The organism is Pantoea sp. S62 (assembly GCF_016658625.1).
GTDB classification, from domain to species: domain Bacteria; phylum Pseudomonadota; class Gammaproteobacteria; order Enterobacterales; family Enterobacteriaceae; genus Pantoea; species Pantoea vagans.
Genome location: NZ_JACVVI010000006.1, coordinates 208938 through 233211, shown reverse-complemented (window position 1 = coordinate 233211; position 24274 = coordinate 208938). Strand labels below are relative to the sequence as shown.

The following is a 24274-nucleotide window of genomic DNA, read 5'->3' as shown; positions in this document are numbered from 1 at the left end:
ACACAGACCTTATGAAAGCAGTTTTAGTAAAGTAGTCTTCAGTTCAAGTGTTATCCACAGATATCCTTCTTCGAAAGCCTCCTCCTAAGTGCCCAATAAGTAAATCTCGAACTACAGGCCATCTTCGCCGCTCTTAGTGGCTAATCGATTAAGGAAATATCTATGTCTAACAAAATGACTGGTTTAGTAAAATGGTTTAATTCAGATAAAGGTTTTGGCTTTATCACTCCCGATGATGGCAGCAAAGATGTATTCGTGCATTTCTCTGCTATCCAGGGTGATAACTACAAAACGCTTGATGAAGGTCAGAAAGTCTCCTTCACCATTGAAAATGGCGCTAAAGGCCCTGCAGCTGGCAATGTCACAGCGCTGTAAGCCGCGCTCATTATCAGCGACGTTTACAATAGCGATGAAGACATAAGTCTGAGCAGATAAGCTCTGCTGATAATAAAATAAACCCGCCCAGTGCGGGTTTTTTATTGCCTGAAATTCGTATTGTCTCTTGCCTTCCCGCTTACACCAGACAGTTTCCCCGCCAGAGTTCATCACCCGCAACGCCCGCTTCTTCTTATGCGAAACCCCATACTTTTTCACACCATCACGCGGATAACCCGCCCCCAACCCGATCCCGTCCTACACTGAATTATTCCTCCCAAATCAGGAGCAGCGGATGATCCAGAAGCATCGACGAAAACAGGCAGCGATTGTGGCAGGCGTGGGATTGGGTATGGCAGCTACGCTTTGGGGCATGAAACGCTGGCAGGCGCTGAAGCAGACACCGCCGGTGTCGCCGCGCAGTCATCACGCCGGGCTGGCGGGTTATTTTCAGCAGGTGGGCGACTGGCGCATGTTTACCCGCGTCACGCCCAATGAAGATCGGGGACTGCCGGTAGTGCTGGTTCACGGTCTGGTGATGTCGGGCCGGGCGATGGAGCCGCTGGCGCTGGCGCTGGGTCGCGACTATCACGTACTGGTGCCGGATTTGCCCGGTTTTGGGGCCAGTGCGCTGCCAGCTTCTGCGCCGATTATGTCCGTGGATGAGCAGGCTGACGCACTCTGGCTCTGGCTGCAGCACAACGGGTTTCAGCGTGCTATCTGGGTCGGCAACTCGTTTGGCTGTCAGATTCTGGCGGCACTGGCGGTGAAATATCCGCAGGCCGTGGCGGGGCTGGTGTTGCAGGGGCCGACGGTCGATCGTCATGCCCGCAGCCTGCCGCGTCAGCTGTGGCGCAGCTGGCGTAATGGCCGCCTGGAAACGCGTCGTCCGCCGGGGCCGCTGGCCCGCATCGATTACGCTAAAGCGGGGCTCTGGCGCGCCTTTGGCACGATGCGCGCCATGCTGCGTGACCGCATCGAGCATCGTCTGACTTACATTACTGCGCCGACGCTGCTGCTGCGCGGTTCGCGCGATCCGATCTGTCGGGCGCGCTGGCTGGATGAGCTTGCTGCTCTGATGCCGCACAGTGAACGCCTGACGCTGCGCGACGGCACGCACACGCTGCACTACGTCTATCCGTGGAGTTTCTGCAACGCCATTCGCCCGTTCCTGGCGCGCATTCAGCAGGAGAATCAGCATGAGTAAACCGCCCAAAGGCATCGCCCGTTTTGACTCTGCCGCTGCCATGCTGCTGGCGCTGGCCAATGCGCTCCACGATCGCCCCTTTGCCAGTCCGAGCCAGTCACCGACACTTGACCGGCTGTTACCCTCACTGAACCGTCTGCCGACCGGGCTGCGCGAGTGGGGCTATGCGCTGGGCGGCATGGCAGAGGGCATCAGCCTGCGTCAGGCAGGCGAGCTGGATGTGGAAGGCATCGCAGAATGGATGGTCAGCGAGTACCCGCAGCAGGATTATCCGGCGGCGTTTATTGGCTCGTCGAACGGTGCGCTGGTGCATCTGGCGTCGGCGATGAACGTCCCGTGGCTGCCGCAAACCTTTCTTTGTCCGGTGCGCGCCGCCAGCAACGATCCGGATGATGCCCAGGCGAGTTTTGAGCAGGGAAAAGAGGTGGCCGCCGCGCTGCTGGCCGCCTGGCCACGGCTGGCGGTTCACCACATGCACGATCCGAATCAGGATCGCCTGATGCTCGATCAGATGCGTTATTTCCGGCTGAAACTGCGCGAACTGCCACTGGCCTTCAACGAATTTCTGATGGGGAGCCTGCCCGCGGGTTCAACGCTGTTTATCAACCACTGCACCCGCCAGTGGCCGGTGACACGCACCAGCGATCGCTCGTTCTTTCAGTTTGGCGCGCTCGGTGGCGCAACCGAAAAAGAGTATTTACAGGGTGGCCCGCGGGTAGCAGAATATCTGGCGCGTTACGGCATTGACCGCGAGCGCTGGACGCCGCCTGACATCACTGACCACGTGCCGGAAGCGGAGTGGGGCCTGGATGGTTATCTGATTTCCCCGCTGAAAAAACTGGCGGCGGCGCAGAACTGGAAGCTGATGGAGATTCGTTACGAAGACCCGGAAGCAATGAGTTTTGTGGTGGCGGAGATTTATCGCGACTGGTATCTGGCAGCGGGCATTTTATCGACCCGGCTGACGGTGGACAGTTTCCTGCTGATGGATCCCTGGTGTACCCAGCAGCAGCAGGCGATTCCGTTCTGGCTGGTGTTCTGTACCGAACCGTCCGCAGCGGCGCTGCAACGCTTCCTGGAAAAACAGCCGCCGTTTCGTAACATCGACATGATGCTCTTTTCTCACGGCACCGACAGTATCGGGCTGGCGGAGATTGATCGCTGGCAGGCACTGTTATCCCATGCGCGTGATGAGGGGGCATTGATTGGGGTGGATGAAGCGCGGTTCCCGCGTGATTTCGCGACGTTTGCCCGCTTCGACTCGGCGCTGCGTGAACGGGCACAGCTGTTGCCACCACCCCCTCCACTCAGTACAGAGAAGGTGATGGCGGGCATTAAACGCTACGGTGCAAAATATGGCGTCACCCTGACGGCGCTGACGTAGCCGCCGTCAGCCGTGCTTATTCGCCGTCGGTGATCGGCTGGCGCACCAGCAGCAGGTAGGCGAGTGCGCCAACCAGCGTCACACAGGCGCAAATCATCAGCGCCAGGCTGAACGATTTGGTGGTGTCGAGCACCCAGCCAGTGATGACGGGCGCGAACGAGGCGAAGATAAAGCTGGCGAAGTTCTGGATGCTGCCGACCGAGGCGGTCATGCGGGCGGTGACGTTGGCGTGGATAAGCCCCCAGCATGACGTTCCGGCAAAGTGGATACAGAACAGCGCCATCCCAATCAGCGTCACGGCGCTGGTGGTATCGGTCGCGCGGGTCACCACCGCGGTAAACCCGGCGGACAGCAGCATTCCGCTGACGATGCAGACTTTGCGGGTTTTCACCGCGTTAAAGCCGCGACGCACCAGCGAATCAACCACATAGCCATTCAGCAGCATGCCCGCCGCACCAAACAGGAATGGAATCGCCGCCAGCAGGCCGGTACTTTTCAGATCGAGATGATAGGTCGATTGCAGATAGCCCGGCAGCCAGGCGATATAGAGCCACGCAGTGTAGTTGATGCCGCTGAAGCCAATCATCATGCCCCACATGGTGCGCTGCTTAAACAGGCCGCGCCACTCTCTGAAGCTGATCGGCTCTTTACGCGATGCCACGCTGCCCGCCTGCAGATAGTGGATCTCTTCGGCGCTCAGAGTGTTGTTATCGCGGTCGCGGTAAATCATATACCAGCCGATCGCGAGGAACATGCCGAGGATACCGATGGTGACAAACATGCCGCGCCAGCCCATCACCAGCATCATCGCCGCCAGAATCGGCGGGGCTACGGACAGCCCAATCATCGAGGCGGCATTAAACATCCCCATCGGCATGCCGCGATCTTTAATGTTGAACCAGTCGTTGATGACTTTCACGCCGCACGGGTTCATCGGCGCTTCGCCAATGCCGAGACCGATGCGCACCAGCACGAACTGGGTGAAGTTATGCACCAGACCGGAAGCGGCCTGGAACAGCGACCAGATGAACATGCCGATACCGAGCATAATGCGCGGGCCTTTACGATCCAGCAGCGCACCGCACGGCAACTGCGCCAGGCCATACGCCAGCGAAAAAGCAGAGAGCAGGAGGCCGATTTCGGTGGCGCTCAGCCCCATCTCGTCGCGGATGGTCATATTCGCCACCGACAGCGAGCTGCGATCCAGATAGTTGATGATGGCGGCGAACAGCAGCAGCAACATTGCCGTGATCTGCACTTTGCGGATGCGCGGTGAACGCACCACGTCGCTGCGCATCGGCACGAAATCCTGGCCTGGTGGCGTGTCGCCGATCACGCTGTCGCGGCCGGTTACTGAAGTCTTTTCCATTGCACTCTCCCGAAACTGGGTACTTATCGTTATGGTGAGAAGGGGTCTGCGCGCAGCGGCAAAAGGCCGCCGTGACGTTGCAGTCGAGACTAAGAGCAAAGGGTTAAGGATGTTGCAAAGATGTTTCTGAATCGTGCGGGAGCTAATGCTTTGTGGTTTTTAATCGGTTTTTAATTGTACTGACCGATTGAGCGCACCATTGAGGTTTTGGCGGTCGCCAGATGGTTATGCAGGGCGCAGAGTGCGTCGATATCCTGACGGCCAATCAGCGCGGTGAGAATCGCCATATGCTCCTCCAGCGCCACAATATTGCGCTGCTTGAGATCGCTTTCATCCCACTGATAATGCGAATGAAAAATCACCGAGATAATCTCCAGCGACTGATTGAAAAACGGGTTGTTAGCGGCGGATAAAATCAGCGAATGCATCTGGCGGTCCAGCGCGGCAAAGTGGCGATAGTTGCTGGCAATGGTGTCACGCATCGATCGGTGACGATCCAGCAGATCCCGCGCCTGAACCCAGCGTTCATCGCTGGCGGGCAGATTGAGGAAGCGGCTCAGGGCGTGGGTTTCCAGCATCTCGCGCAGCTCAAACAGCTTCTCGGCGTAATCCTGAGTGAACTTCTTCATCCGCCACTGACCACGTTTAACCGGCTCCAGCAGGTCATAGCGCATAAAGCGCAGCAGAAACTCGCGTACCACTACCGGACTGACCTTCACCTGCTGCGCCAGTTGCAGCTCGCTGAAGGTGTCGCCCGGCACCAGCTGCCGCTGATTAATCATATTAAAAAAAATCTGCTCAAAGTGGCTGGCCTGCTGCTCAATCGGCGGCGTTAAGGCGCTAAAGCCGTCATCTTCACGCGGATCGCGCACGATAACGTAAGTCTGATCGACTTTATCCAGCACGCCGCACTGATGCAGATAATGCAGGGTATGACGCACCGTGGTCCGGCTGATATTGAACATTTCGGCCAGCGCGGCCTGCGGCGGCAGGGGTGAACAGATGTGACGCTGAGCAATACTTTCCAGCATCTGGTTGATCACGTTCTGACGCAAATTCTGGCTGCGGCTCATCTCACTCTCCGGTTTTTTATGCATTAAAAACCATTCAAAGCCCAAAAAAATCGCCGTGCTTCACACTTCCCGCAAACGAACGCCGCGCGGCGAGCAGGATTCGCCATAACTGCCAGCAGGACAACCGGAGAATCACCATGACAACAATGAAAGCACTGGTCATCGCTGAACCACGTAAGATGGTCTGGATCACACGCGACACCCCCACGCCTGCCGCGGGCGAGGCACTGATTAAAATCCTGACTGCCGGGATCTGCGGCACTGATATCCACGCCTGGTCCGGCAATCAGCCGTTCTTCAGCTATCCACGGGTACTGGGCCATGAAATCTGTGCAGAAGTGGTGGCGCTGGGCAGTGGCGCGGAAGGCTTTCAGCCAGGCCAGCGGGTGGCACTCATGCCCTACATCTCCTGCCTGCGCTGCGACGCCTGCCAGAGCGGAAAAACCAACTGCTGTGAGCGGATCTCGGTGATTGGCGTGCATCAGGATGGCGGTTTCTGCGACTACCTGAGCGTGCCGGTCAGCACCCTGCTGGCGGTGGATGAGGTCGCACCGGAAGCGGCCGCGCTGATTGAGCCGTTTGCCATCAGCGCCCATGCGGTGCGGCGTGCCGGAATTGGGGCGGATGAGCAGGTGCTGGTGGTCGGAGCCGGGCCGATTGGGCTGGGTGTCGCCGCCATTGCCGCCGCCAGTGGTGCGCAGGTGGTGGTCGCGGATACCAGCGAATTTCGTCGCCAGCATGTCGCTGACCAGCTCGGTCTGGCGGCACTGAATCCGGCTGATGAGGCGTTTGATAGTGCGTTGCGCGAGCAGTTTGGTGGCCGTCTGGCACTGAAAGTGATCGACGCCACCGGCAATCCGGCGGCGATGAACAATGCAGTCAACCTGATGCGGCACGGCGGCACCATAGTCTATGTCGGTCTGCACAAAGGCGATCTGGTCATCCCGGACAGTGAATTCCACAAAAAAGAGGCCACGCTGATGGGCAGCCGCAACGCCACCCGCGAAGACTTTGATCGGGTGCGTGCGTTAATGGCCAGCGGCCAGCTGCGCGCCGACATGATGCTGAATCACCATCTGGCGTTCTCCACGCTGGATGAAACCTTTGAGGCGCTGGTCATTAACAACCGCGAACTGATCAAAGGCGTCATTCACTTCGACAGGTAACGTGATTCAGGGCGCGGTGAGGGTCTCAAAGAAGTGCGCCCGCACCGCGTCGGCATCCACGCCGAGCGCGATGCGCTGGGCCGGCAGACCGGCAAACGGATCGGCTCGTGATGCCAGCGCGCTGAGTTTACGCACCGTCTGACCGCAGGTGATGCCCTCGGTAATCACCCGCAGCGGACTTTCGATGAGCGTAAAGGCCTGTGGCAGCGTCAGCCACGCCACCGCCAGGGTGTCGTGCAGCGCCATACCCGCAAAACCCTCTTTCTGCAGGCTGTAAGCCAGGTAAGGGCGACAGATCGCGCTCAGCACCGGCTGGTTCAGACGCTGCACCTCATCGCCGCTGATCAGCACCTTGTGCGTGACATCCAGCGGGATCACTACCACGTTCAGCGCCGACGCGAGCACCTGATCGGCGGCGTGCGGATCTTTCCAGATATTAAATTCGCTGAAAGGCGTCACGTTGCCGCTATGGCCGTTGGTGCCAAACGCGCCGCCCATGATCACCAGCTCTTTCACCAGCGGAATAATATCCGGCGCCTGATTAATGGCCGTGGCGATATTGGTCAGCGGACCAATCGCCACCAGGGTGATCTGATGCGGCTGCGCCCGCACGCTGTCGATAATAAACTGCACCGCGCCTGGCGCCTCATCGCTAAAAGCATTATCAAACGCATCGCCCAGCCCATCTTCGCCGTGCAGCCTGGCGGGCGCAGAGGGGGTCAGCGCCAGCGGCCGTGAACAGCCGCGCCAGACCGCCGCGTTAATCGCCATTTTGTCGCAGAATAGCCGGGCATTTTTCACCGCCTGACCCACTGCCACGTTACCAAAAACCGTGGTAATCCCCAGCAGATGCTGCGTCCGCGCCGCATAAGCCAGCGCAAAGGCGTCATCCACGCCGATATCAGTATCAAAAATCAGGGTACGCATAGGCTCTCCGCAACAGGCTGTAAACCTTCAGCATTACCCCGCCAGCGGGCAGGGCGTCAAGCGATTCAGCCGTATTGCCAGCCTGGAACGGGCGTCGTATTATCACCGGCTCAAGGTGATGGCGTGCCACCTTTCCTAACCGCCGGTGGGCTTAACACCGGCTGATGACGCCTGACACTCAATTCCTTCGCGGGAGCTGAGGTGTCAGGCGCAGTTTATCTCTGCCTCTCCTCCTCAGCCCGGCATTACTCTGTAATCAGGAGCAAGACATGTTTAAACCCTTACTGGCTGTGGTGATCGGCGGCTCTGCCGGCTGTGTACTGCGCTGGCTGTTCGCAATGCGTTTTAATGCACTCTTTCCCAACCTGCCGCCCGGCACGCTGCTGGTGAATCTGATCGGCGGTCTGGTGATCGGCGGGGCGATGGCCTGGTTTGTCCGCCATCCCGACATCGACCCGATCTGGAAACTGCTAATCGTCACCGGACTCTGCGGCGGGCTGACGACTTTCTCCTCTTTCACGGCAGAATTAATGGTGTTGCTACAATCAGGGAAGTATTTCTGGGCGATGGCCAGCGCACTGGTGCATGTGATTGGCTCGCTGCTGATGGCGTTTGCCGGTTTCGCACTGGTCACGCTGCTGGGCTGACCCGGCGCATCATACCGCTCAAGCGATACTGATTTCGGGCGTCAGCGCCGTGCATCGGATAATGCGCGGCGCTGACGCTGACCCTCACCGATTATTCCGGACGATTAAGGAGCCGAGCAATGCGAACCCATCCCACCTTCCTTAACCTGGTGTTGTTAAACGGTGAACCCGGCCAGAAGCTCCAGGCGGCGCGTGACGCCGGTTTTGATCAGGTCGAGATCTGGCGCGAGGATGTTGAAGCCTGTGAAGGCGGTGCAGCGACACTGGCTGAGATCAGCGCACGACAGGGACCTGGCTTTACCAATCTGCAGGTGCTGCGTGATTTCACCGGCGCACCCAGTGCGTTGCGATCTCAGAAGCGCGAAGAGCTGCGTCAGTTCATACAGATTGCCCAGGCGCTGGGCTGTGACACCATTCAGGCACCGGCCAGCACCCGTGAGGATTGCTGTGCCGACCAGATTGATGATGACCTGCGCTGGATGGCCTCTGAAGCCGCGCGCTACAACATGCGCATTATGTATGAGCCGATGGCCTGGTGCAGCGTGGACAATACGCTGCCGCTGGCTTGGCAGCGATTGCAGCGGCTCGATCAGCCTAATATCGGGCTAGTGGTCGATCTGTTCCACATCTGCGCGCTGGGCGGTGATGCCTCCCATCTGGACGGCATTCCCGCCGATCGCATCTATGAAGTGCAGCTGTGTGATATGGCCGCCGTTCCCGCGCAGGATAAGCAGAGCCTGATGGCGATGGCGAAGCACCAGCGTCTGCTGCCCGGCGATGGGATTATCGACGTTAAGCGCTTTGTCGATAAGCTCAAAAGCGCGGGCTATCAGGGGCCGGTGGGGATTGAAGTCTTTAATGATGCGCTGAAACGCCTGCCGCCCGACGTGGCTGCCCGCCATGCCTGGCAGGCGTTAACGCGCTGCTGGGGTTAATCCTGTAAGCACTGCCCGATAAACGCGGCGGCGTGCATGGCACCCTGAGCGGAAATGGTGTGGCCGGTGGCGGGTTCAAAGCGCGCGTCGACCGGCACCGCCGCGGCTCGCAGCCGGGCCGCCGCAGATTCGCTCTCCTGCCACGGGATGACTTCATCGGCCTGGCCGTGGATCAGCAGGGCGGGCACATGAGCCTGCGGAGTTAATTCACCGTCAACCGCCAGACGACCGGAAAAGGCGACCACGCCCGCCAGCGGATAACGGCCAGACGCCAGCGCATCCAGCGCCATGATCGACCCCTGAGAGAAGCCCACCAGCACCACATCCTGCCAGCGGTCGGCAAAGCCGTGCTGCGCGACAATTTCATTGAGTGTCGCATCAAACGCGGCCCGTGCCGCCCGAACCCGACCAGGCCGGTTTTCTGGCGTTACGTCTGTCAGGCTGAACCACTGCCAGCCAAAACCGGCGGGAAAACGTTCAGGTGCATTGGGCGAGGCAAAAACCACATCCGGCAACAGCGTCGCCCAGTGACGGCCAATCGGAGCCAGATCGTCGCCGTTACTGCCCACGCCATGCAGAAAAATCACCAGTGCTTTTGCCATCATTGCTCCTTTTATAAACCGTATTCACTCAGATCAGGACCCGCCGGAACGATGCCGTTCGGGTTCAGCGCCTTGATCGAGTAGTAACCCTGTTTGATATGGTCAATGTTGACCGTTTCACGTACGCCAGAGACCGACAACATGCTCTTAAGATAGCGGTTCAGCAGCGTATAGTCGCGGATCCGGCGCAGGTTGCATTTGAACAGGCCATGATAGGCGACGTCAAAGCGAATCAGGGTCACAAACAGCCGGATGTCGGTTTCCGTCAGCCGTTCGCCCAGCAGGAAGGTACGACCATCGCTGAGCAGCGCCTCCAGTTCATCGAGCTGGCTGAAAACGTCATTAAACGCCTGCTGATAGCTGACAGAGGTCGTGGCGAAGCCCGCGCGATAAACACCGTTATTCAGACGCGGATAAAGGCTCTCATTCAGCGCATCAATCTCCGCACGCAGCGCGGCGGGATAAAGGTCGATGCGGTTATCGGCCAGATCGCCAAAGCCGCTGTTAAACATCCGCACAATGTCCGCAGACTCGTTGCTGACGATGGTGGCAGTTTTCCTGTCCCACAGCACCGGCACAGTGGCCCGCCCGGTGTAGTCGGGCGCGACGCGGGTGTAAATTTCATGCAGGTATTGCGCGTTATTCAGCGGGTCCGGCTGCGCGCCGGGAAAGTTGCCGAAGCGCCAGCCCTGAGAGCCAAGCTGCGGCTCGACCACCGTCACGCCGATCAGCGATTCCAGCCCCTTGAGCTTACGGGCGATCAGCGCACGCGACGCCCATGGGCAGATCAGCGCCACATAGAGGTGGTAGCGATCGGGTTCGGCGGCGAATGCCGTGGAGCCATCGCTGCTGATAAAGTCCCGGAAGCCGGACGTCTGACGGACAAAGCCGCCCTGTTTATCGGTAGCCTGCACCGGATGCCAGTCACTACTCCATTTGCCTTCTACTAACATCGCGCGACTCCTCTCTGTTTTGAGAAGCAGCTTAACTTATGACTAAACGGCTGATAATCCGGTCATAAAGACAATCATTTCTTCCATTATGGAAGGAATCACGCGGGCGGGAAGTGGGTAAAGTGGGTCACCAGAAAATCGATGAGCAGGCGCGCCCGGTGCGCCAGATGACGGGCGGGCGGATAGACCACAAACAGGCCCAGCGGCGGTGTGTCGAAGTTATCCAGCAGCCGGACAATATCACCCTGTTGCAGCGCGGGAGCGGCGATGAAACCGGGCAGACGCGCAATGCCTAATCCGGCCATCGCTGCCTGCAGACAGGCTTCAGTGTTGGCAAATCGCAGACGGCCCCGGACCGGCACGGTGACAATCTCGTTGCTGCCGTCACCGCTGACAAACGGCCAGTGCCAGGGATCGCGGAAATTGGTGTCGATAATGCACTGATGCTGCGCCATGTCCCGCCAGTGTTGTGGCGTACCGAACTGCTCAAGATAGATCGGTGACGCAGCAATGCGGACATGCACTTCGCCCAGCTTGCGCGCCACCAGACTGCTGTCGCTGAGGTTGCCGATGCGGATCGCCATATCAAATCCCTCATCGACGATGTTCACGGCCCGGTCGGAAAAGCTGACATCCAGTTCAATCAGTGGATAGCGCCGGGCAAACGCCACCAGCACCTGAGAAAGCACCGCCGTGCCAAAAGAGCCGGGCGCACTGATTTTCAGCCTGCCGGTGGGGGTGGTGGCGCTTTCACGCACGCTGGCATCCAGCGTTTCAAACGCATCGAGCAGGTTTTTTACCCGCTCATAATAACTACGGCCAACGTCGGTGGGCGAGAGGGCGCGCGTGCTACGCTTAAACAGCTGGACGCCGAGCTGCTGCTCCAGCTTTGAAACCAGTTTAGAAGCCTGACTGCTGCTGGTACCGAGACGCAGCGCTGCCGCTGAAAAGCTGCCGGTTTCCAGCACCGTGACAAACATCCGGTCACAATCGAGTCGATCCATGGCGAAGTCCTGAAAGGGTAAAGTCGCAGTATAGAAGCTGCGGCCAGGCGTTGCAGCCTTCACTTTGCGTGCCTTAACCCTTTCGCTGCCGCGGAAAACCTGCTTGACTGACGCTCTGCCCGACGTTCTCTGGAGTAATTCATGTCGCTGATTCACCTGACGTCACTGGCGGCGATCCCGGCCGCCGAGTGGGATGCGCTGTTGCCTGATGACCAGCCGTTTTTGCGCCACGCTTTTCTGCTCACCTTAGAAGAGAGCGGCAGCGTGCGGCCTGAGTCGGGCTGGCAGCCTGATCATCTGCTGTGGCGGGAAAAGGGCGTGACGCGCGCCGCGCTGCCGGGCTACCAGAAATATCATTCACAGGGTGAGTATGTTTTTGATCACGCCTGGGCGGATGCCAGCCAGCGCGCCGGGATCCGCTACTACCCGAAATGGCTGGGGGCGATTCCCTTCAGCCCGGTCAGCGGCGCGCGCCTGCTGGGTGACGCCTCTGCCGCCGCACAGCTGCTGTCGGCCCTGCCTGAGAGCCTGTTGCAGCACGGCTTAAGCGGCGCACACATCAACTTTACCGATGCGCAGGCGAACCTGCTGCTGGCCGATCAGCCCGACTGGCTCTCCCGGCTCGGCTGTCAGTATCACTGGCATAATCGTGGCTACCGTGATTTTCAGGATTTCCTGGACACGCTGATGTCGCGCAAGCGCAAACAGCTGCGTAAAGAGCGCGAGCAGGTGGCGCAGAGCGGCTTTGCGTTTGACCGCTATCGCGGTGACCAGTTGCGTGAAGATCAGTGGGATTTTGTCTACACCTGTTACGCCAACACCTACGCGGTGCGCGGCCAGCGGCCCTATCTGACGCGCAACTTCTTCAGCCTGCTGGCAGAGCGGATGCCGCAGAATATTGTGGTGGTAATCGCCCGCCTGCAGCAGCAACCGGCAGCGATGGCCTTTTATCTGCGCGACAGCAACACGCTCTATGGCCGCTACTGGGGCTGTCTGGCGGAGTTTGACCGGCTGCACTTCGAAACCTGTTTTTATCAGGGGATGGATTTAGCGATTGATGAAGGGCTGACGCGGTTTGATGCGGGGGCGCAGGGCGAGCACAAGCTGGTGCGCGGCTTTGAGCCGCAGATTACCCACTCCTGGCACTATCTGCTGCATCCCGGCCTGCGCGAGGCCGTGGCAGATTTTCTGGTGCAGGAGCGGGAAGGCGTACGCGGCTGGGCGGAAGAAGCGCGCGACGCCTTACCCTATCGACGCGGCGATTAATCGACGCCGACAAATCCGCCGGTCTGATGTTGCCACAGTCGGGCATAAAGACCGTTCTGCGCCAGCAGCTCCTGATGGCTGCCCATCTCGGCAATACCGCCTTTATCCAGCACCACCAGCCGATCCATCTTCGCAATGGTCGACAGGCGGTGCGCAATGGCGATAACGGTTTTGCCCTGCATTAAGGATTCCAGGCTCTCCTGAATGGCGGCTTCCACTTCAGAGTCGAGGGCTGAGGTCGCCTCATCCATGATCAGAACCGGCGCATCCTTCAGCAGCACGCGGGCAATCGCCACACGCTGACGCTGACCGCCCGACAGCTTCACGCCGCGCTCGCCCACGTGCGCGTCCAGCCCGGTGCGGCCCAGCGAGTCGGAGAGCAGCGGAATAAACTCATCGGCGCGGGCGCGGTGAATGGCCAGTTGCAGCTCCTCTTCAGTGGCGTCGGGACGGCCATAGAGCAGGTTTTCACGGATTGAGCGATGCAGCAGCGAGGTGTCCTGGGTGATCATGCCAATCTGGCTGCGCAGGCTCTCCTGGGTCACGACGGCAATATCCTGTTCGTCGATCACAATCCGCCCACCGTTCAGGTCATAAAGACGCAGCAGCAGGTTCACCAGCGTCGATTTACCGGCACCCGAGGGACCAATCAGACCAATCTTCTCACCGGGTCGGATGTCGAGGTTAAAACCGTTAATCACCTGACGGCCACCGCCATAATCGAAGCGCACATTCTCAAAGCGGATGTTGCCACGCGTCACCTTAAGCTGCTTCGCCTGCGGCGCATCCTGCACGCTCAGCGGTTGCGCAATGGTGTTCAGGCCATCCTGCACCATGCCGATGTTTTCGAAGATGCCGTTGACCACCCACATGATCCAGCCGGACATATTCACCAGACGGATCACCAGCCCGGTCGCCAGTGCAATCGCCCCGACGCTGATCAGCGACTGGCTCCACAGCCACAATGCCAGGCCGGATGTTGAAACAATCAGCAGGCCGTTCAGCGCCGACAGCGTCAGATCCATACTGGTGACCATGCGGCTGGCGTGCTGGGTTTTGTCGGTCTGCTCCTGAATCGCCTCACGCGCGTACTGACGTTCCAGGTCGCTGTGGGCGAACAGCTTGATGGTGGCGATGTTGGTGTAGCCGTCAACAATGGTGCCCATCAGCTTTGAGCGCGCTTCCGAGGAGACCACCGAACGGGCTTTGACGCGCGGTACAAAGAAACGCAGCGAGGCGCTGTAGGCCACCATCCAGATAATCAGCGGGATCATCAGCCGCCAGTCGGCACCGGCAAACAGTACCAGCGAGGTCACGGCGTAGATCAGCACGTGCCAGATGGCGTCCACCAGCTGCACCGCCGAGTCACGCAGTGAACTGCCGGTCTGCATAATGCGCTGGGCAATACGCCCGGCGAAATCGCTCTGGAAGAAGTTAAGGCTCTGACGCAGCACGTAGTTGTGATGCTGCCAGCGGATCATGCTGGTCATGCTCGGGCTGATACTCTGATGCACCAGCATATCGTGCAGGGCGATAAAAACCGGCCGCAGAATCAGCGCCACCGCGCCCATCCACAACAGTATCGGCCAGTTATCCCGGAACAGGGTGGCGGGCGTTGAGTGATTGACCATATCGATAATGCGGCTCAGATAGCTGAACAGCGACACTTCAATCAGGGCTGATGCCAGCCCAACCACCAGCAGCGCGGCAAAACTGGGCCAGACCTGCCGCAGATAGTAGAGGTAAAACGACCAGACCGTTGAGGGGGGCGAATCGGTGGGTGCGTCCTGAAATATATTGATAAAACGCTCAAAACGACGATACAACATAGCGATACTCTTTCCGTCCGGTAAAGAGCTACAGCTTAGTGCATGAACCCCATTCGGCTAACAGGAGAAAATATGGAAATCACAATTCGGGCACGGGAACCGCAGGACGCTGCCGCTTATCAGCGGCTTTACAGTCATCCCGACGTCTATCCCTGGACGCTGCAGTTGCCGTTTCCCAGCGTCGCCACCTGGGAGAAAAAAATCGCCAGAATGGATGCCGAGGGCTTTATCGCCTTTGTCGCCGAGATCGACGGCGTGCTGGCCGGCGAACTGACGCTGTTTGTGGATAACAAGCCGCGCACCCGCCACTGCATCAGCTTTGGGCTGGGCGTGCATCCCGATTTTGGTGGTCGCGGCGTTGGTGAGCGCCTGATCCGCACTGCGCTCGACTACTCCCGCAACTGGCTGGGCATTACCCGTATGGAGCTGGAAGTGTTTCACGACAACGATCGTGCGCTGCGGCTCTATGAGCGGCTGGGCTTTGAGCGGGAAGGGGTGAAACGCCAGGCCGCACTGCGTGACGGTCAGCTGCGCGATGTGGTGATGATGGCGAAGCTGCTGAACGGGGAGTGATAACCGGCGCGGCAGTGCTGCCGCGCCGTGTTGCGTTACGGATTTTTAGGGCTGTAGTGCTGCATGTTCTGCTGTGTGACCAGCTCAAACGGGATCCACTGGTGGGAATCCACCTTCTGGCCTTTGATCATCTGCTGCGCCACCTCAACCGATTTCCTGCCCTGGCCCACGGCATCCTGGAACACCGTCACCGCCAGTCTGCCGCTCGCCAGCGCTTTCAGGCCATCCGGCGTGGCATCAATGCCGCCGACCAGAATGGTTTTCTTCGGCTTCGCCTGAGCAATCGCCATGGTTGCACCAATCGCCATTTCGTCGTTGTTAGCGGCGACAATATCAATCGCTTCCCCGTTCGACAGCCAGTTGAGCATTAAATCCATGCCCTCATTGCGCGCATAGTTGGCAGTCTGCTTGAGCACAACTTTCATTCCGGGATACTTTGCCACTACCTGCTCCACATCCCGGGTGCGCTGCAGTGCGCCCGCATCGCTGAGGTTACCGATCATGATGGCGACATTGCCGCGGTAACCGGCCTGCTTCGCCAGCGCCTCCATCTGCAACGTGCCGGACTCGCGTTCGTCAGAGCCGACAAACACCACGCCCGGTGGCAGGGTTTTATCGCCCGGCGTGCGGTTAACGTAGACCAGCGGAATGTGCGCCTGCTGCGCCAGTTTCGTCAGGGCTGGGGTGCTGGCGGAGTCGACCGGATCGACAATAATCGCATCCACCCCGGCGCTGATAAAGCTCTGTACCTGATCGGTCTGACGGCCGACGTCGCCGCGTGCATCTTCGAACTGCGCATCCAGCTGACGCGCTTTCGCCTCTTTCTCAATCGACTGGCGAATAATAGTCAGGAAGTTCTGGTCGAAATAAGCCATCGAAACGCCAATCTTCTCTGCCAGCGCCGACGTGGAAAGAGAGAGCAGACAGAGTAAGGCCCATACGCGTGTTTTCATTGCGGACTCCCGAGGTTAACCGGATGGAATGGATTTTTCATTTATTATAAAAATGGATAAATAGGATCATCTGCAGCTTAGAAATTGCCGCCAGGTTTGACAAGCCGCCCGTTTCACTCTTGCTGGCGTCGCCACACTTTGCTGCAAATTCGTCGCGTCATAGCTGCCCGGGCCGGTTAAAACCCCGATCGGGTGCACACTCTGCGGCAGAGAGCAGCAGCTTTTTGCGCTTTTGTGCAGCGCCGCACGGGCGGTTGTGGCGGTTGCCAGAAAATCGCTGAATCGGACCCGTCGATCTCTACATCCGCACAATGACCGATGGTTAGCGGCCTATCTATATTTCCAGAAGCGGGAAATCTCAGCGTTATTCCTGAAAAAAAACTCGTGGCGCAACCTGCCGCTTTTTAAGGAATTCAGCTCATGCCTAAAGATGCAACGCCTCAACGGACCACCCATGTCCGCATCGGGATCCTCTGCCTGATCCTGTTTTTGTCAGTCGTGGCTTACGCCGACCGTTCGATCCTCTCGATCTCCGGATCGGCGATCAAAGAGGAGTTCGGCCTGTCAGCAATCCAGCTGGGACTGATCCTCTCTGCTTTCAGCTGGGCCTACGTTATCGGCCAGATCCCCGGTGGACTGTTTCTTGACCGCTTCGGGGCCAAAAAAGTGTATGGCATCACGCTGGCGCTCTGGTCGGTCTCGACACTGGCGATGGGATTTGTGGGTGAATTCTCCAGCGGTATGACCGGCGCACTGATGCTGATGTTTGGTCTGCGCTTTATGCTGGGACTCATTGAGGCACCCAGCTTTCCCGCCAATGCGCGCGTGGTGATTATGTGGTTCCCTGGCGCTGAGCGGGGACGGGCGTCATCGCTGTTCAGTTCGGCGCAATATTTTGCCGTCGCCATCTTCTCGCCGCTGTCAGGCTGGCTGGTGTCGCGCTTTGGCTGGGAGTGGCCATTCTTTGTGCTGGGCGGCATCGGCCTGCTGGCGGTGTTTGTCTGGACGGCCTGGATGCGCGAGCCGCGCAATCACCCCGGCGTGTCGGAAAGCGAACTGCGCCACATCATTGACGGCGGCGCGCTGGTGGATATCGACGCGGCGCAGACGCTGAAAGCGCGGCCACCGGTCAGCAAAGCGATGTTCAGAAAGCTGTTTACCAATCGTATGCTCTGGTGCGCCTATCTTGGTCAGTACTGCATCATTGCGCTCAGCTACTTCTTCATTACCTGGTTCCCGATCTATCTGGTGCAGGCACGCGGCATGAACATTATGGAGGCGGGATTCGCCACCATCGCCCCGGCGGTGTTTGGTTTTCTCGGCGGGATCAGCGGCGGTTACCTGTCAGATAAGTTAATCGCCCGGGGCTGGAGCGTCTCATGGGCGCGTAAAACCCCCTACATCGTCGGCATGCTGATGGCGTCGAGCCTGGTGCTGGCGGCGATCATTCCCGGTAATGGCGGCATTATCGCTATTATGTCCTTCGCCTTTTTCGGCAAAGGCATCGCGGCGGGCGCAGGCACCTGGACGGTGATCAGCGACACCGCGCCCAAAGAGGCGGTGGGTCTGGCGGGGTCCATTTTTAACGGCATCGGCAATATTGCCGGTTTCACCACGCCGCTGCTGTTCGGCATCATCGTCGGGCTGACCGGCAGCTACAGCATCGGGCTGGCATTTGTGGCGGCACACTGCGTGGTCGCGGCGCTGCTGTTCCTGCTGGTGATGGGACCGATTGAACGCGTCGGCGAAGAGACCAATCGCCCGGCAGCCTATAACCATCAGGAGAAAGAAGATGGCATTAAAGCAATGTAAGGTGCTGATCAAAGGGAAATTTCTGCCACCAGAGCTGATTGCGAATATCGAAAATGCGTTCACCGCCTTCCGGCTATGGGAGGCGGACGATGAGGCGGCTTTTCTGGCTGAACAGGGTGCTGCCATCGACATACTGGTCACCAGCGGCAACGCGGTGATGGGCGCACCCGCCGCACTGATCGCGGCATTGCCCAACCTCAAAGCGATCTGCAGTAACGGCGTCGGGTATGACAGCATTGATACGGAAGCCGCCCGGTCACGCGGCATTGTCGTCACCAACACGCCCGAGGTGCTGAATGATTGCGTCGCCGACCTGGGCATGGCGCTGCTGCTGGATGTGGCGCGCCGCATCAGTGAGGCCGATCGCTTCACGCGTGCCGGGCACTGGACGCAGGGTCGCTTTCCGCTGAGCAGTAAAATTGGCGGCAAGGTGTGCGGTATCGTCGGGCTGGGCAATATCGGCCAGGCGGTAGCCAGGCGCGCACAGGCGTTTGATATGCAGATTCACTATTACAACCCGCGTTCACGCCCCGACGTGCCCTTTACCCGGCATGAGAGTCTGATAGCGCTGGCGCAGCAGGCCGATTTTCTGGTGCTCACGCTGCCGGGCGGGGCCGCAACGCGGCATATTATCACTGCGGAAGTGCTGCAGGCGCTGGGCCCGCAGGGTTATCTGATCAACATCGCGCGCGGCAGCGTGGTGGATCAGCAGGCGCTGGTGGCGGCGCTGGAATCCGGGCAGATCGCCGGTGCCGGACTGGATGTTTTTGAACAGGAGCCGCAGGTGCCTGACGAATTGCGTCAGCGCGACAATGTGGTGATTACGCCACATATCGCCAGCAGCACCCGCGAAACCATGGCGGCGATGGCCGACCTGGTGTTTGAGAACATGCTGGCGTTTGCCCGTGGAGAGCCGGTGCTGACCCGCGTAGTCTAACGGCAACAACGACTTAACCATGATGGACAGAGAGTGAGGCAGGAGGCCTCTCCTCTGACCACTCGCCCGCACGCCGCCTCCGCACAAAACAGCCTGAAGAATATTTGTCCAGCTGCCGATATCACCTTACCACCCGCTGATCGTAAGGAGTGATAGCGTGATAAAGCTGATTACCATTGATGAACTGCGCCCAGGGATGTTTATCCACAAACTGGAGGTCTGGTGGATAAAGGACCAGCGTATTCATAATCAGATGCTGATCACCGATCCACGACAAATCGCCACGTTACGCAGTGAAGGGATCCGCCAGCTCTGGATCGACCTCGATCGATCCGTGCAGGCGCCGATCGCCACCTCGATCGCGAAAAGAACCATTGGACGCACCCCGTTTTTTCAGGAGCTGGACCAGGCACAGCTGATCTTTCAGCAGGGCAAACCGAAAGTACTGGCGATGTTCAACGAAGCGCGGCTGGGCAACGGCCTGAAACTCGATTATATGATGGATCTGGTGGATGAAATCGCCGGCTCGATCACGCGTGAACCCTCAGCGATGCTCAGCGTGGCACGGCTGAAAAATCATGATGACTACACCTATCTGCACTCTATGGCGGTCTGCGGGCTGATGATTGCGCTGGGTAAAAAACTCGGGCTGGATGAGCAGCAGCTGCGTCGGGTGGGCATGGGCGGTTTACTGCATGATGTGGGCAAAGCCGCTGTGCCGCTGGCGATCCTGAACAAAGCAGGCAAGCTGACGGAAGAGGAGTTCAGGGTGATGCGCGAGCATCCGGTGGTGGGTACGCAGATGCTGATTGAAGCCGACGCCGATGACGATCTGCTCGATATCGCCTTGCATCATCATGAAAAATATGATGGCAGCGGCTATCCGCACCGTCTGAAAGGCGAGGCGATTTCGTTCTACGCCCGGATGGCAGCGGTGTGTGATGTCTACGATGCTGTCACCTCAACCCGCTCCTATCGCAACGGCTGGACACCGGCAGAGGCGATGCACCAGATGCTGAGCTGGCGCGGCCACTTCGATCCGGGCCTGCTGCACACCTTCGTGCGAACTATCGGCATCTATCCGGTGGGATCGCTGGTGCGTCTGGCCTCCGGCCGGGTGGCGCTGGTGGTGAAAGCGGGGGAAAAATCGCTGATGCGTCCCTGTGTGCACGTCTTCTGGTCGCTGCACGCCCAGCGTGAAGTGAAACCGGAGGAGCTCGACCTCGGCGACAGTTTCTGCACCGACAGCATTGTGGGCGCAGAGGACAGTACGCTATGGGGTAAAGTCGATCTCAATCGCATCTGGGCGCTGGAAGTCGCCTGATTTTTCGCCATTTTTACACTATTTTTACGGCCGCCCGCTGCATTTTAACCCCTTCTTTATACGTCTCCGCGCAAGCTAAGCCATAAATCCAATCCTCTGGAGGTTCCTGTGAGCGTGGGCGTAATAACCGGCATTGTGCTGGTGGTGTTGTTACTGGGCTATCTGATCTATGCCCTGTTAAATGCGGAGGCCTTCTGATGGCGGCCAATGCTTTTTTACTCATCGCATTTTATCTGGTGCTGCTGATGGTGCTGGCACAGCCGCTTGGCCGGGGTCTGGCCGCGTTAGTGGCTGATAAACCGGTGTTTGCCCGTTTTGAAGCGCCGCTGTGGCGACTGCTGGGCGCGCAGCAATCGGAGATGCGCTGGCCGCACTACCTGCTGGCGATACTGCTGTTTAACGCGCTGGGCTTCGTGGTGCTGCTGGCCATACTGCTGCTGCAGGGCTCGCTGCCGCTGAATCCGCAGCAGCTGCCTGGCCTGAGCTGGCATCTGGCGCTCAACACCGCTGTGAGCTTCGTCACTAACACCAACTGGCAGTCCTACAGCGGCGAAAGCACCCTTAGCTATTTCAGCCAGATGGTGGGCCTGACGGTGCAGAACTTCCTCTCTGCCGCAACCGGGATCGCCGTGGCGTTTGCGCTGATCCGGGGTTTCGCTAATCGCAGCTCTGCATCTCTGGGTAACGCCTGGCGCGACCTGACACGCATCACGCTCTACGTCTTACTGCCGATCAGCCTGCTGATGGCGCTGTTCTTTGTCAATCAGGGCAGCATTCAGAACTTCGCGCCTTACCACAGCTTCACCACGCTGGAAGGCGTACAGCAGACGCTGTCGATGGGACCAGTGGCGTCGCAGGAAGCGATTAAAATGCTGGGCACCAATGGTGGCGGCTTCTTTAACGCCAACTCCGCCCATCCGTTTGAAAACCCGACGGTGCTGACCAACCTGGTGCAGATGCTGAGCATCTTCCTGATCCCGGCCGCGCTCTGCTTTGCGTTTGGCGAAAGCGTGCGTGACCGTCGTCAGGGCCACATGCTGCTATGGGCGATGACGCTGATGTTTGTCGCGGCGGTCGCCGTCGTGATGTGGGCCGAACTGCAGGGCAACCCGCATTTCCTCCAGCTGGGTGCCGACAGCGCCGTCAACATGGAAGGCAAAGAGACGCGCTTTGGCATTCTTAACAGCAGCCTGTTCGCGGTCATCACCACTGCGGCCTCCTGCGGTGCGGTGAATGCCATGCACGACTCCTTTACCGCGCTGGGCGGCATGGTGCCGATGTGGCTGATGCAGCTGGGTGAAGTGGTGTTTGGCGGCGTCGGTGCCGGTCTCTACGGCATGCTGCTGTTTGTGCTGCTGGCGGTATTTATCGCCGGGCTGATGATTGGCCGTACCCCGGAGTTCCTGGGTAAAAAAGTCGACGTGTGGGAGATGAAAATGACCGCGCTGGCGATTCTGGTCACCCCGGCGCTGGTGCTGATCGGCACCGCGCTGGCGATGATGACCGACGCTGGTCGCAGCGCAATGGCGAACCCCGGCATTCACGGCTTTAGCGAAGTGCTCTACGCCGTTTCCTCGGCGGCTAACAACAACGGCAGCGCCTTTGCCGGACTGAGTGCTAACACGCCGTTCTGGAACCTGTTACTGGCGGTCTGCATGCTGCTGGGCCGCTTCGGCATCATCATTCCGGTGATGGCGATTGCCGGTGCGATGGCGGTGAAAAAAGTGCAGCCGGTGGGTAACGGCACGCTGCCCACCCACGGCCCGCTGTTTATTGCCTTACTCATCGGCACGGTGCTGCTGGTGGGTGCACTGACCTTTATTCCTGCTCTGGCGCTGGGCCCGGTGGCTGAGCATCTGCAACTTGTTCAGGGACAATCCTCATGAGTCGTCAACAACAGGCGTTATTTGACGCAGCCCTGCTGCGTACCTCGGCCTGGGATGCGGTGAAAAAGCTCGATCCGCGGGTACAGTTCCGTAATCCGGTGATGTTTGTGGTCTGGCTCGGCAGCGTGCTGACCACGCTGCTGGCGCTGGCAATGTTATTCGGCAGGATCAGCGGCAGCGCCAGCTTTACCGGCGCGATTGCACTCTGGCTCTGGTTCACCGTGCTGTTCGCCAACCTGGCGGAGGCGCTGGCAGAAGGGCGCAGCAAGGCCCAGGCCAGCAGCCTGAAAGGGGTCAAAAAGACCAGCTTTGCTAAAAAACTGTCAGCGGCGCGCTATGGCGCGGAGTGGCAGCAGGTCAGCGCCGATGCGCTGCGTAAAGGCGACGCGGTGCTGGTCGAAGCGGGTGACATCATTCCCTGCGACGGTGAAGTGATGGAGGGCGGTGCCTCAGTGGATGAGAGCGCGATTACCGGTGAATCTGCACCGGTCATCCGTGAGTCAGGCGGTGACTTCGCCTCTGTGACGGGCGGTACGCGTATTCTCTCTGACTGGCTAGTGATCACCTGTAGCGCCAACCCGGGCGAAACCTTCCTTGACCGGATGATCGCCATGGTGGAAGGGGCGAAGCGCCGTAAAACCCCGAATGAGATCGCCCTGACCATCCTGCTGGTGTCACTGACCATCGTGTTCCTGCTGGCGACCGTCACACTCTGGCCGTTCTCGGCATGGGGCGGCACGCCGGTCAGCATCACCGTGCTGGTGGCGCTGCTGGTCTGTCTGATCCCGACCACTATCGGCGGCCTGCTGTCGGCGATTGGTGTGGCGGGAATGAGCCGGATGCTGGGTGCGAACGTCATTGCGACCAGTGGACGTGCGGTGGAAGCCGCCGGCGATGTGGATGTGCTGATGCTGGACAAAACCGGCACCATCACGCTGGGTAACCGTCAGGCGACCCAGTTCCTGCCCGCGCCGGGCGTCAGCGAAGAGCAGCTGGCCGACGCCGCGCAGCTCGCCTCGCTGGCTGATGAAACGCCAGAGGGCCGCAGCATCGTGGTGCTGGCGAAGCAGCGCTTTAATCTGCGTGAGCGCGATCTCAGCAGCATGGGTGCCAGCTTTATTCCGTTCTCAGCCCAGACCCGCATGAGTGGCGTAAACGTGCAGGAGCGGCTGATCCGCAAGGGCGCGGTCGATGCGGTCCGCCGTCATATCGAAGCGAACCATGGCCGTTTCCCTGCCGAGGTCAATGCGCAGGTGGAAGAGGTGGCCCGCAGTGGCGGCACGCCGCTGGTGGTGTCCGAGGGCGCGAACGTGCTGGGCGTGGTGGCGCTGAAAGATATCGTGAAAGGCGGCATCAAAGAGCGCTTTGCCGAACTGCGCAAAATGGGCATCAAAACGGTGATGATCACCGGCGATAACCCGCTGACCGCCGCGGCCATTGCGGCGGAAGCAGGCGTGGATGACTTCCTGTCAGAGGCGACCCCGGAAGCCAAGCTGGCGCTGATCCGCCAGTATCAGGCAGAAGGACGGTTAGTGGCGATGACCGGCGACGGCACCAACGATGCGCCTGCCCTGGCGCAGGCGGATGTGGCGGTGGCGATGAACTCCGGTACGCAGGCGGCGAAAGAGGCGGGCAACATGGTCGATCTCGACTCGAACCCGACCAAGCTGCTGGAAGTGGTGCACATCGGTAAACAGATGCTGATGACGCGCGGTTCCCTGACCACTTTCAGTATCGCCAACGACGTGGCGAAATATTTCGCCATTATTCCGGCGGCGTTTGCGGCGACCTATCCGCAGCTCAACATGCTGAACGTGATGCAGCTGCACTCGCCCGCCAGCGCAATTCTGTCAGCGGTGATCTTTAACGCCCTGGTGATTATCTTCCTGATCCCGCTGGCCCTGAAAGGCGTCAGCTACCGCCCGCTGAGTGCCGCTGCGCTGCTGCGCCGCAACCTGCTGATTTACGGTCTGGGTGGCCTGCTGGTGCCGTTTGTCGGCATCAAAGCGATCGATCTGCTGTTAGTGCTTTCAGGCATGGCCTGAGGAGAAA

At 59.3% G+C, this 24274-nt stretch carries 22 protein-coding genes and 1 riboswitch; of the genes, 14 read left to right on the top strand and 8 right to left on the bottom strand.

Annotated elements, in window-relative coordinates; all coding sequences use genetic code 11:
- The first annotated feature begins 162 nt into the window (after nucleotides 1-162).
- From cspA to IBT54_RS11815, 3 genes are all read left to right on the top strand, one after another.
- Complete coding sequence (cspA, locus tag IBT54_RS11825) at nucleotides 163-375, top strand: RNA chaperone/antiterminator CspA (protein ID WP_010253500.1); 213 nt, start codon at nucleotides 163-165, stop codon at nucleotides 373-375.
- 295 nt (nucleotides 376-670) lie between these two features.
- The gene (locus IBT54_RS11820) at nucleotides 671-1582 is read left to right on the top strand and encodes an alpha/beta fold hydrolase (RefSeq protein ID WP_201252202.1); all 912 of its coding nucleotides are present in this window, start codon (nucleotides 671-673) and stop codon (nucleotides 1580-1582) included.
- Nucleotides 1575-2966, top strand: coding sequence for a hypothetical protein (locus IBT54_RS11815; RefSeq protein ID WP_201252201.1), 1392 nt, complete (start codon nucleotides 1575-1577; stop codon nucleotides 2964-2966). The genes IBT54_RS11820 and IBT54_RS11815 overlap by 8 nt, the downstream gene beginning before the upstream one ends.
- A 16-nt stretch (nucleotides 2967-2982) precedes the next feature.
- Here IBT54_RS11815 and IBT54_RS11810 read toward each other — a convergent pair whose 3' ends face one another.
- Together IBT54_RS11810 and IBT54_RS11805 are read right to left on the bottom strand one after the other, a co-directional pair.
- Nucleotides 2983-4335 (bottom strand): MFS transporter, encoded by a 1353-nt coding sequence (locus IBT54_RS11810; RefSeq protein ID WP_201252200.1) that lies wholly within the window; start codon nucleotides 4333-4335, stop codon nucleotides 2983-2985.
- 170 nt (nucleotides 4336-4505) lie between these two features.
- The gene (locus IBT54_RS11805) at nucleotides 4506-5408 is read right to left on the bottom strand and encodes a GntR family transcriptional regulator (protein ID WP_201252199.1); all 903 of its coding nucleotides are present in this window, start codon (nucleotides 5406-5408) and stop codon (nucleotides 4506-4508) included.
- Between the two features lie 137 nt (nucleotides 5409-5545).
- Between IBT54_RS11805 and IBT54_RS11800 the strand changes: the two genes are divergently transcribed.
- On the top strand, nucleotides 5546-6574 hold the full coding sequence (locus tag IBT54_RS11800) for a zinc-binding alcohol dehydrogenase family protein (protein ID WP_201252198.1): 1029 nt from the start codon (nucleotides 5546-5548) through the stop codon (nucleotides 6572-6574).
- Between the two features lie 6 nt (nucleotides 6575-6580).
- Here the strand turns inward: IBT54_RS11800 and IBT54_RS11795 are convergent, their stop codons facing one another.
- Nucleotides 6581-7501 (bottom strand): nucleoside hydrolase, encoded by a 921-nt coding sequence (locus IBT54_RS11795; RefSeq protein WP_201252197.1) that lies wholly within the window; start codon nucleotides 7499-7501, stop codon nucleotides 6581-6583.
- 105 nt (nucleotides 7502-7606) lie between these two features.
- Nucleotides 7607-7682, top strand: a riboswitch (Fluoride riboswitch).
- Nucleotides 7683-7770: 88 nt separating this feature from the next.
- Here IBT54_RS11795 and crcB point away from each other — a divergent pair.
- Together crcB and IBT54_RS11785 are read left to right on the top strand one after the other, a co-directional pair.
- A complete protein-coding gene (gene crcB, locus IBT54_RS11790; RefSeq protein WP_013359414.1) occupies nucleotides 7771-8148 on the top strand; it encodes a fluoride efflux transporter CrcB in 378 nt (125 codons plus the stop codon).
- A gap of 119 nt (nucleotides 8149-8267) precedes the next feature.
- Entirely contained in the window at nucleotides 8268-9083 is an 816-nt protein-coding gene (locus IBT54_RS11785; RefSeq protein ID WP_201252196.1) for a sugar phosphate isomerase/epimerase, read from the top strand.
- Here the strand turns inward: IBT54_RS11785 and IBT54_RS11780 are convergent.
- From IBT54_RS11780 to IBT54_RS11770, 3 genes are all read right to left on the bottom strand, one after another.
- On the bottom strand, nucleotides 9080-9685 hold the full coding sequence (locus IBT54_RS11780; protein WP_013359412.1) for an alpha/beta hydrolase: 606 nt from the start codon (nucleotides 9683-9685) through the stop codon (nucleotides 9080-9082). The genes IBT54_RS11785 and IBT54_RS11780 overlap by 4 nt on opposite strands.
- Nucleotides 9686-9696: 11 nt before the next feature.
- Nucleotides 9697-10638, bottom strand: coding sequence for a glutathione S-transferase family protein (locus IBT54_RS11775; protein ID WP_201252195.1), 942 nt, complete (start codon nucleotides 10636-10638; stop codon nucleotides 9697-9699).
- 98 nt (nucleotides 10639-10736) lie between these two features.
- On the bottom strand, nucleotides 10737-11642 hold the full coding sequence (locus IBT54_RS11770; protein WP_013359410.1) for a LysR family transcriptional regulator: 906 nt from the start codon (nucleotides 11640-11642) through the stop codon (nucleotides 10737-10739).
- Nucleotides 11643-11783: 141 nt separating this feature from the next.
- On the opposite strand from IBT54_RS11770, the gene IBT54_RS11765 reads away from it, so the two are divergent.
- Nucleotides 11784-12908 (top strand): GNAT family N-acetyltransferase, encoded by a 1125-nt coding sequence (locus tag IBT54_RS11765; RefSeq protein ID WP_147789627.1) that lies wholly within the window; start codon nucleotides 11784-11786, stop codon nucleotides 12906-12908.
- Here IBT54_RS11765 and IBT54_RS11760 read toward each other — a convergent pair.
- Complete coding sequence (locus tag IBT54_RS11760) at nucleotides 12905-14737, bottom strand: ABC transporter ATP-binding protein (RefSeq protein WP_013359408.1); 1833 nt, start codon at nucleotides 14735-14737, stop codon at nucleotides 12905-12907. The two genes, IBT54_RS11765 and IBT54_RS11760, sit on opposite strands and share 4 nt — an antisense overlap.
- Before the next feature lie 72 nt (nucleotides 14738-14809).
- On the opposite strand from IBT54_RS11760, the gene IBT54_RS11755 reads away from it, so the two are divergent.
- Nucleotides 14810-15310, top strand: a complete 501-nt coding sequence (locus IBT54_RS11755) for a GNAT family N-acetyltransferase (RefSeq protein ID WP_013359407.1) — start codon at nucleotides 14810-14812, stop codon at nucleotides 15308-15310.
- A 35-nt stretch (nucleotides 15311-15345) separates the two neighbouring features.
- Here IBT54_RS11755 and IBT54_RS11750 read toward each other — a convergent pair whose 3' ends face one another.
- Complete coding sequence (locus IBT54_RS11750; RefSeq protein ID WP_147789626.1) at nucleotides 15346-16263, bottom strand: sugar ABC transporter substrate-binding protein; 918 nt, start codon at nucleotides 16261-16263, stop codon at nucleotides 15346-15348.
- Nucleotides 16264-16683: 420 nt separating this feature from the next.
- On the opposite strand from IBT54_RS11750, the gene IBT54_RS11745 reads away from it, so the two are divergent.
- From IBT54_RS11745 to kdpB, 6 genes are all read left to right on the top strand, one after another.
- Entirely contained in the window at nucleotides 16684-18075 is a 1392-nt protein-coding gene (locus IBT54_RS11745) for an MFS transporter (protein ID WP_110331033.1), read from the top strand.
- Nucleotides 18056-19012, top strand: a complete 957-nt coding sequence (locus IBT54_RS11740; RefSeq protein WP_147789625.1) for a 2-hydroxyacid dehydrogenase — start codon at nucleotides 18056-18058, stop codon at nucleotides 19010-19012. Before IBT54_RS11745 ends, IBT54_RS11740 begins: the two co-directional genes overlap by 20 nt.
- Nucleotides 19013-19169: 157 nt before the next feature.
- A complete protein-coding gene (locus IBT54_RS11735; RefSeq protein ID WP_201252194.1) occupies nucleotides 19170-20336 on the top strand; it encodes an HD-GYP domain-containing protein in 1167 nt (388 codons plus the stop codon).
- 108 nt (nucleotides 20337-20444) lie between these two features.
- Nucleotides 20445-20534, top strand: a complete 90-nt coding sequence (gene kdpF, locus IBT54_RS11730) for a K(+)-transporting ATPase subunit F (RefSeq protein ID WP_010253443.1) — start codon at nucleotides 20445-20447, stop codon at nucleotides 20532-20534.
- Nucleotides 20534-22222 carry a potassium-transporting ATPase subunit KdpA gene (kdpA, locus tag IBT54_RS11725; protein WP_201252193.1) on the top strand — a complete coding sequence of 563 codons (1689 nt, stop codon included), beginning with the start codon at nucleotides 20534-20536 and terminating at the stop codon, nucleotides 22220-22222. Before kdpF ends, kdpA begins: the two co-directional genes overlap by 1 nt.
- Nucleotides 22219-24267 carry a potassium-transporting ATPase subunit KdpB gene (gene kdpB, locus IBT54_RS11720; protein WP_033784240.1) on the top strand — a complete coding sequence of 683 codons (2049 nt, stop codon included), beginning with the start codon at nucleotides 22219-22221 and terminating at the stop codon, nucleotides 24265-24267. Before kdpA ends, kdpB begins: the two co-directional genes overlap by 4 nt.
- The last annotated feature ends 7 nt before the right edge of the window (nucleotides 24268-24274 follow it).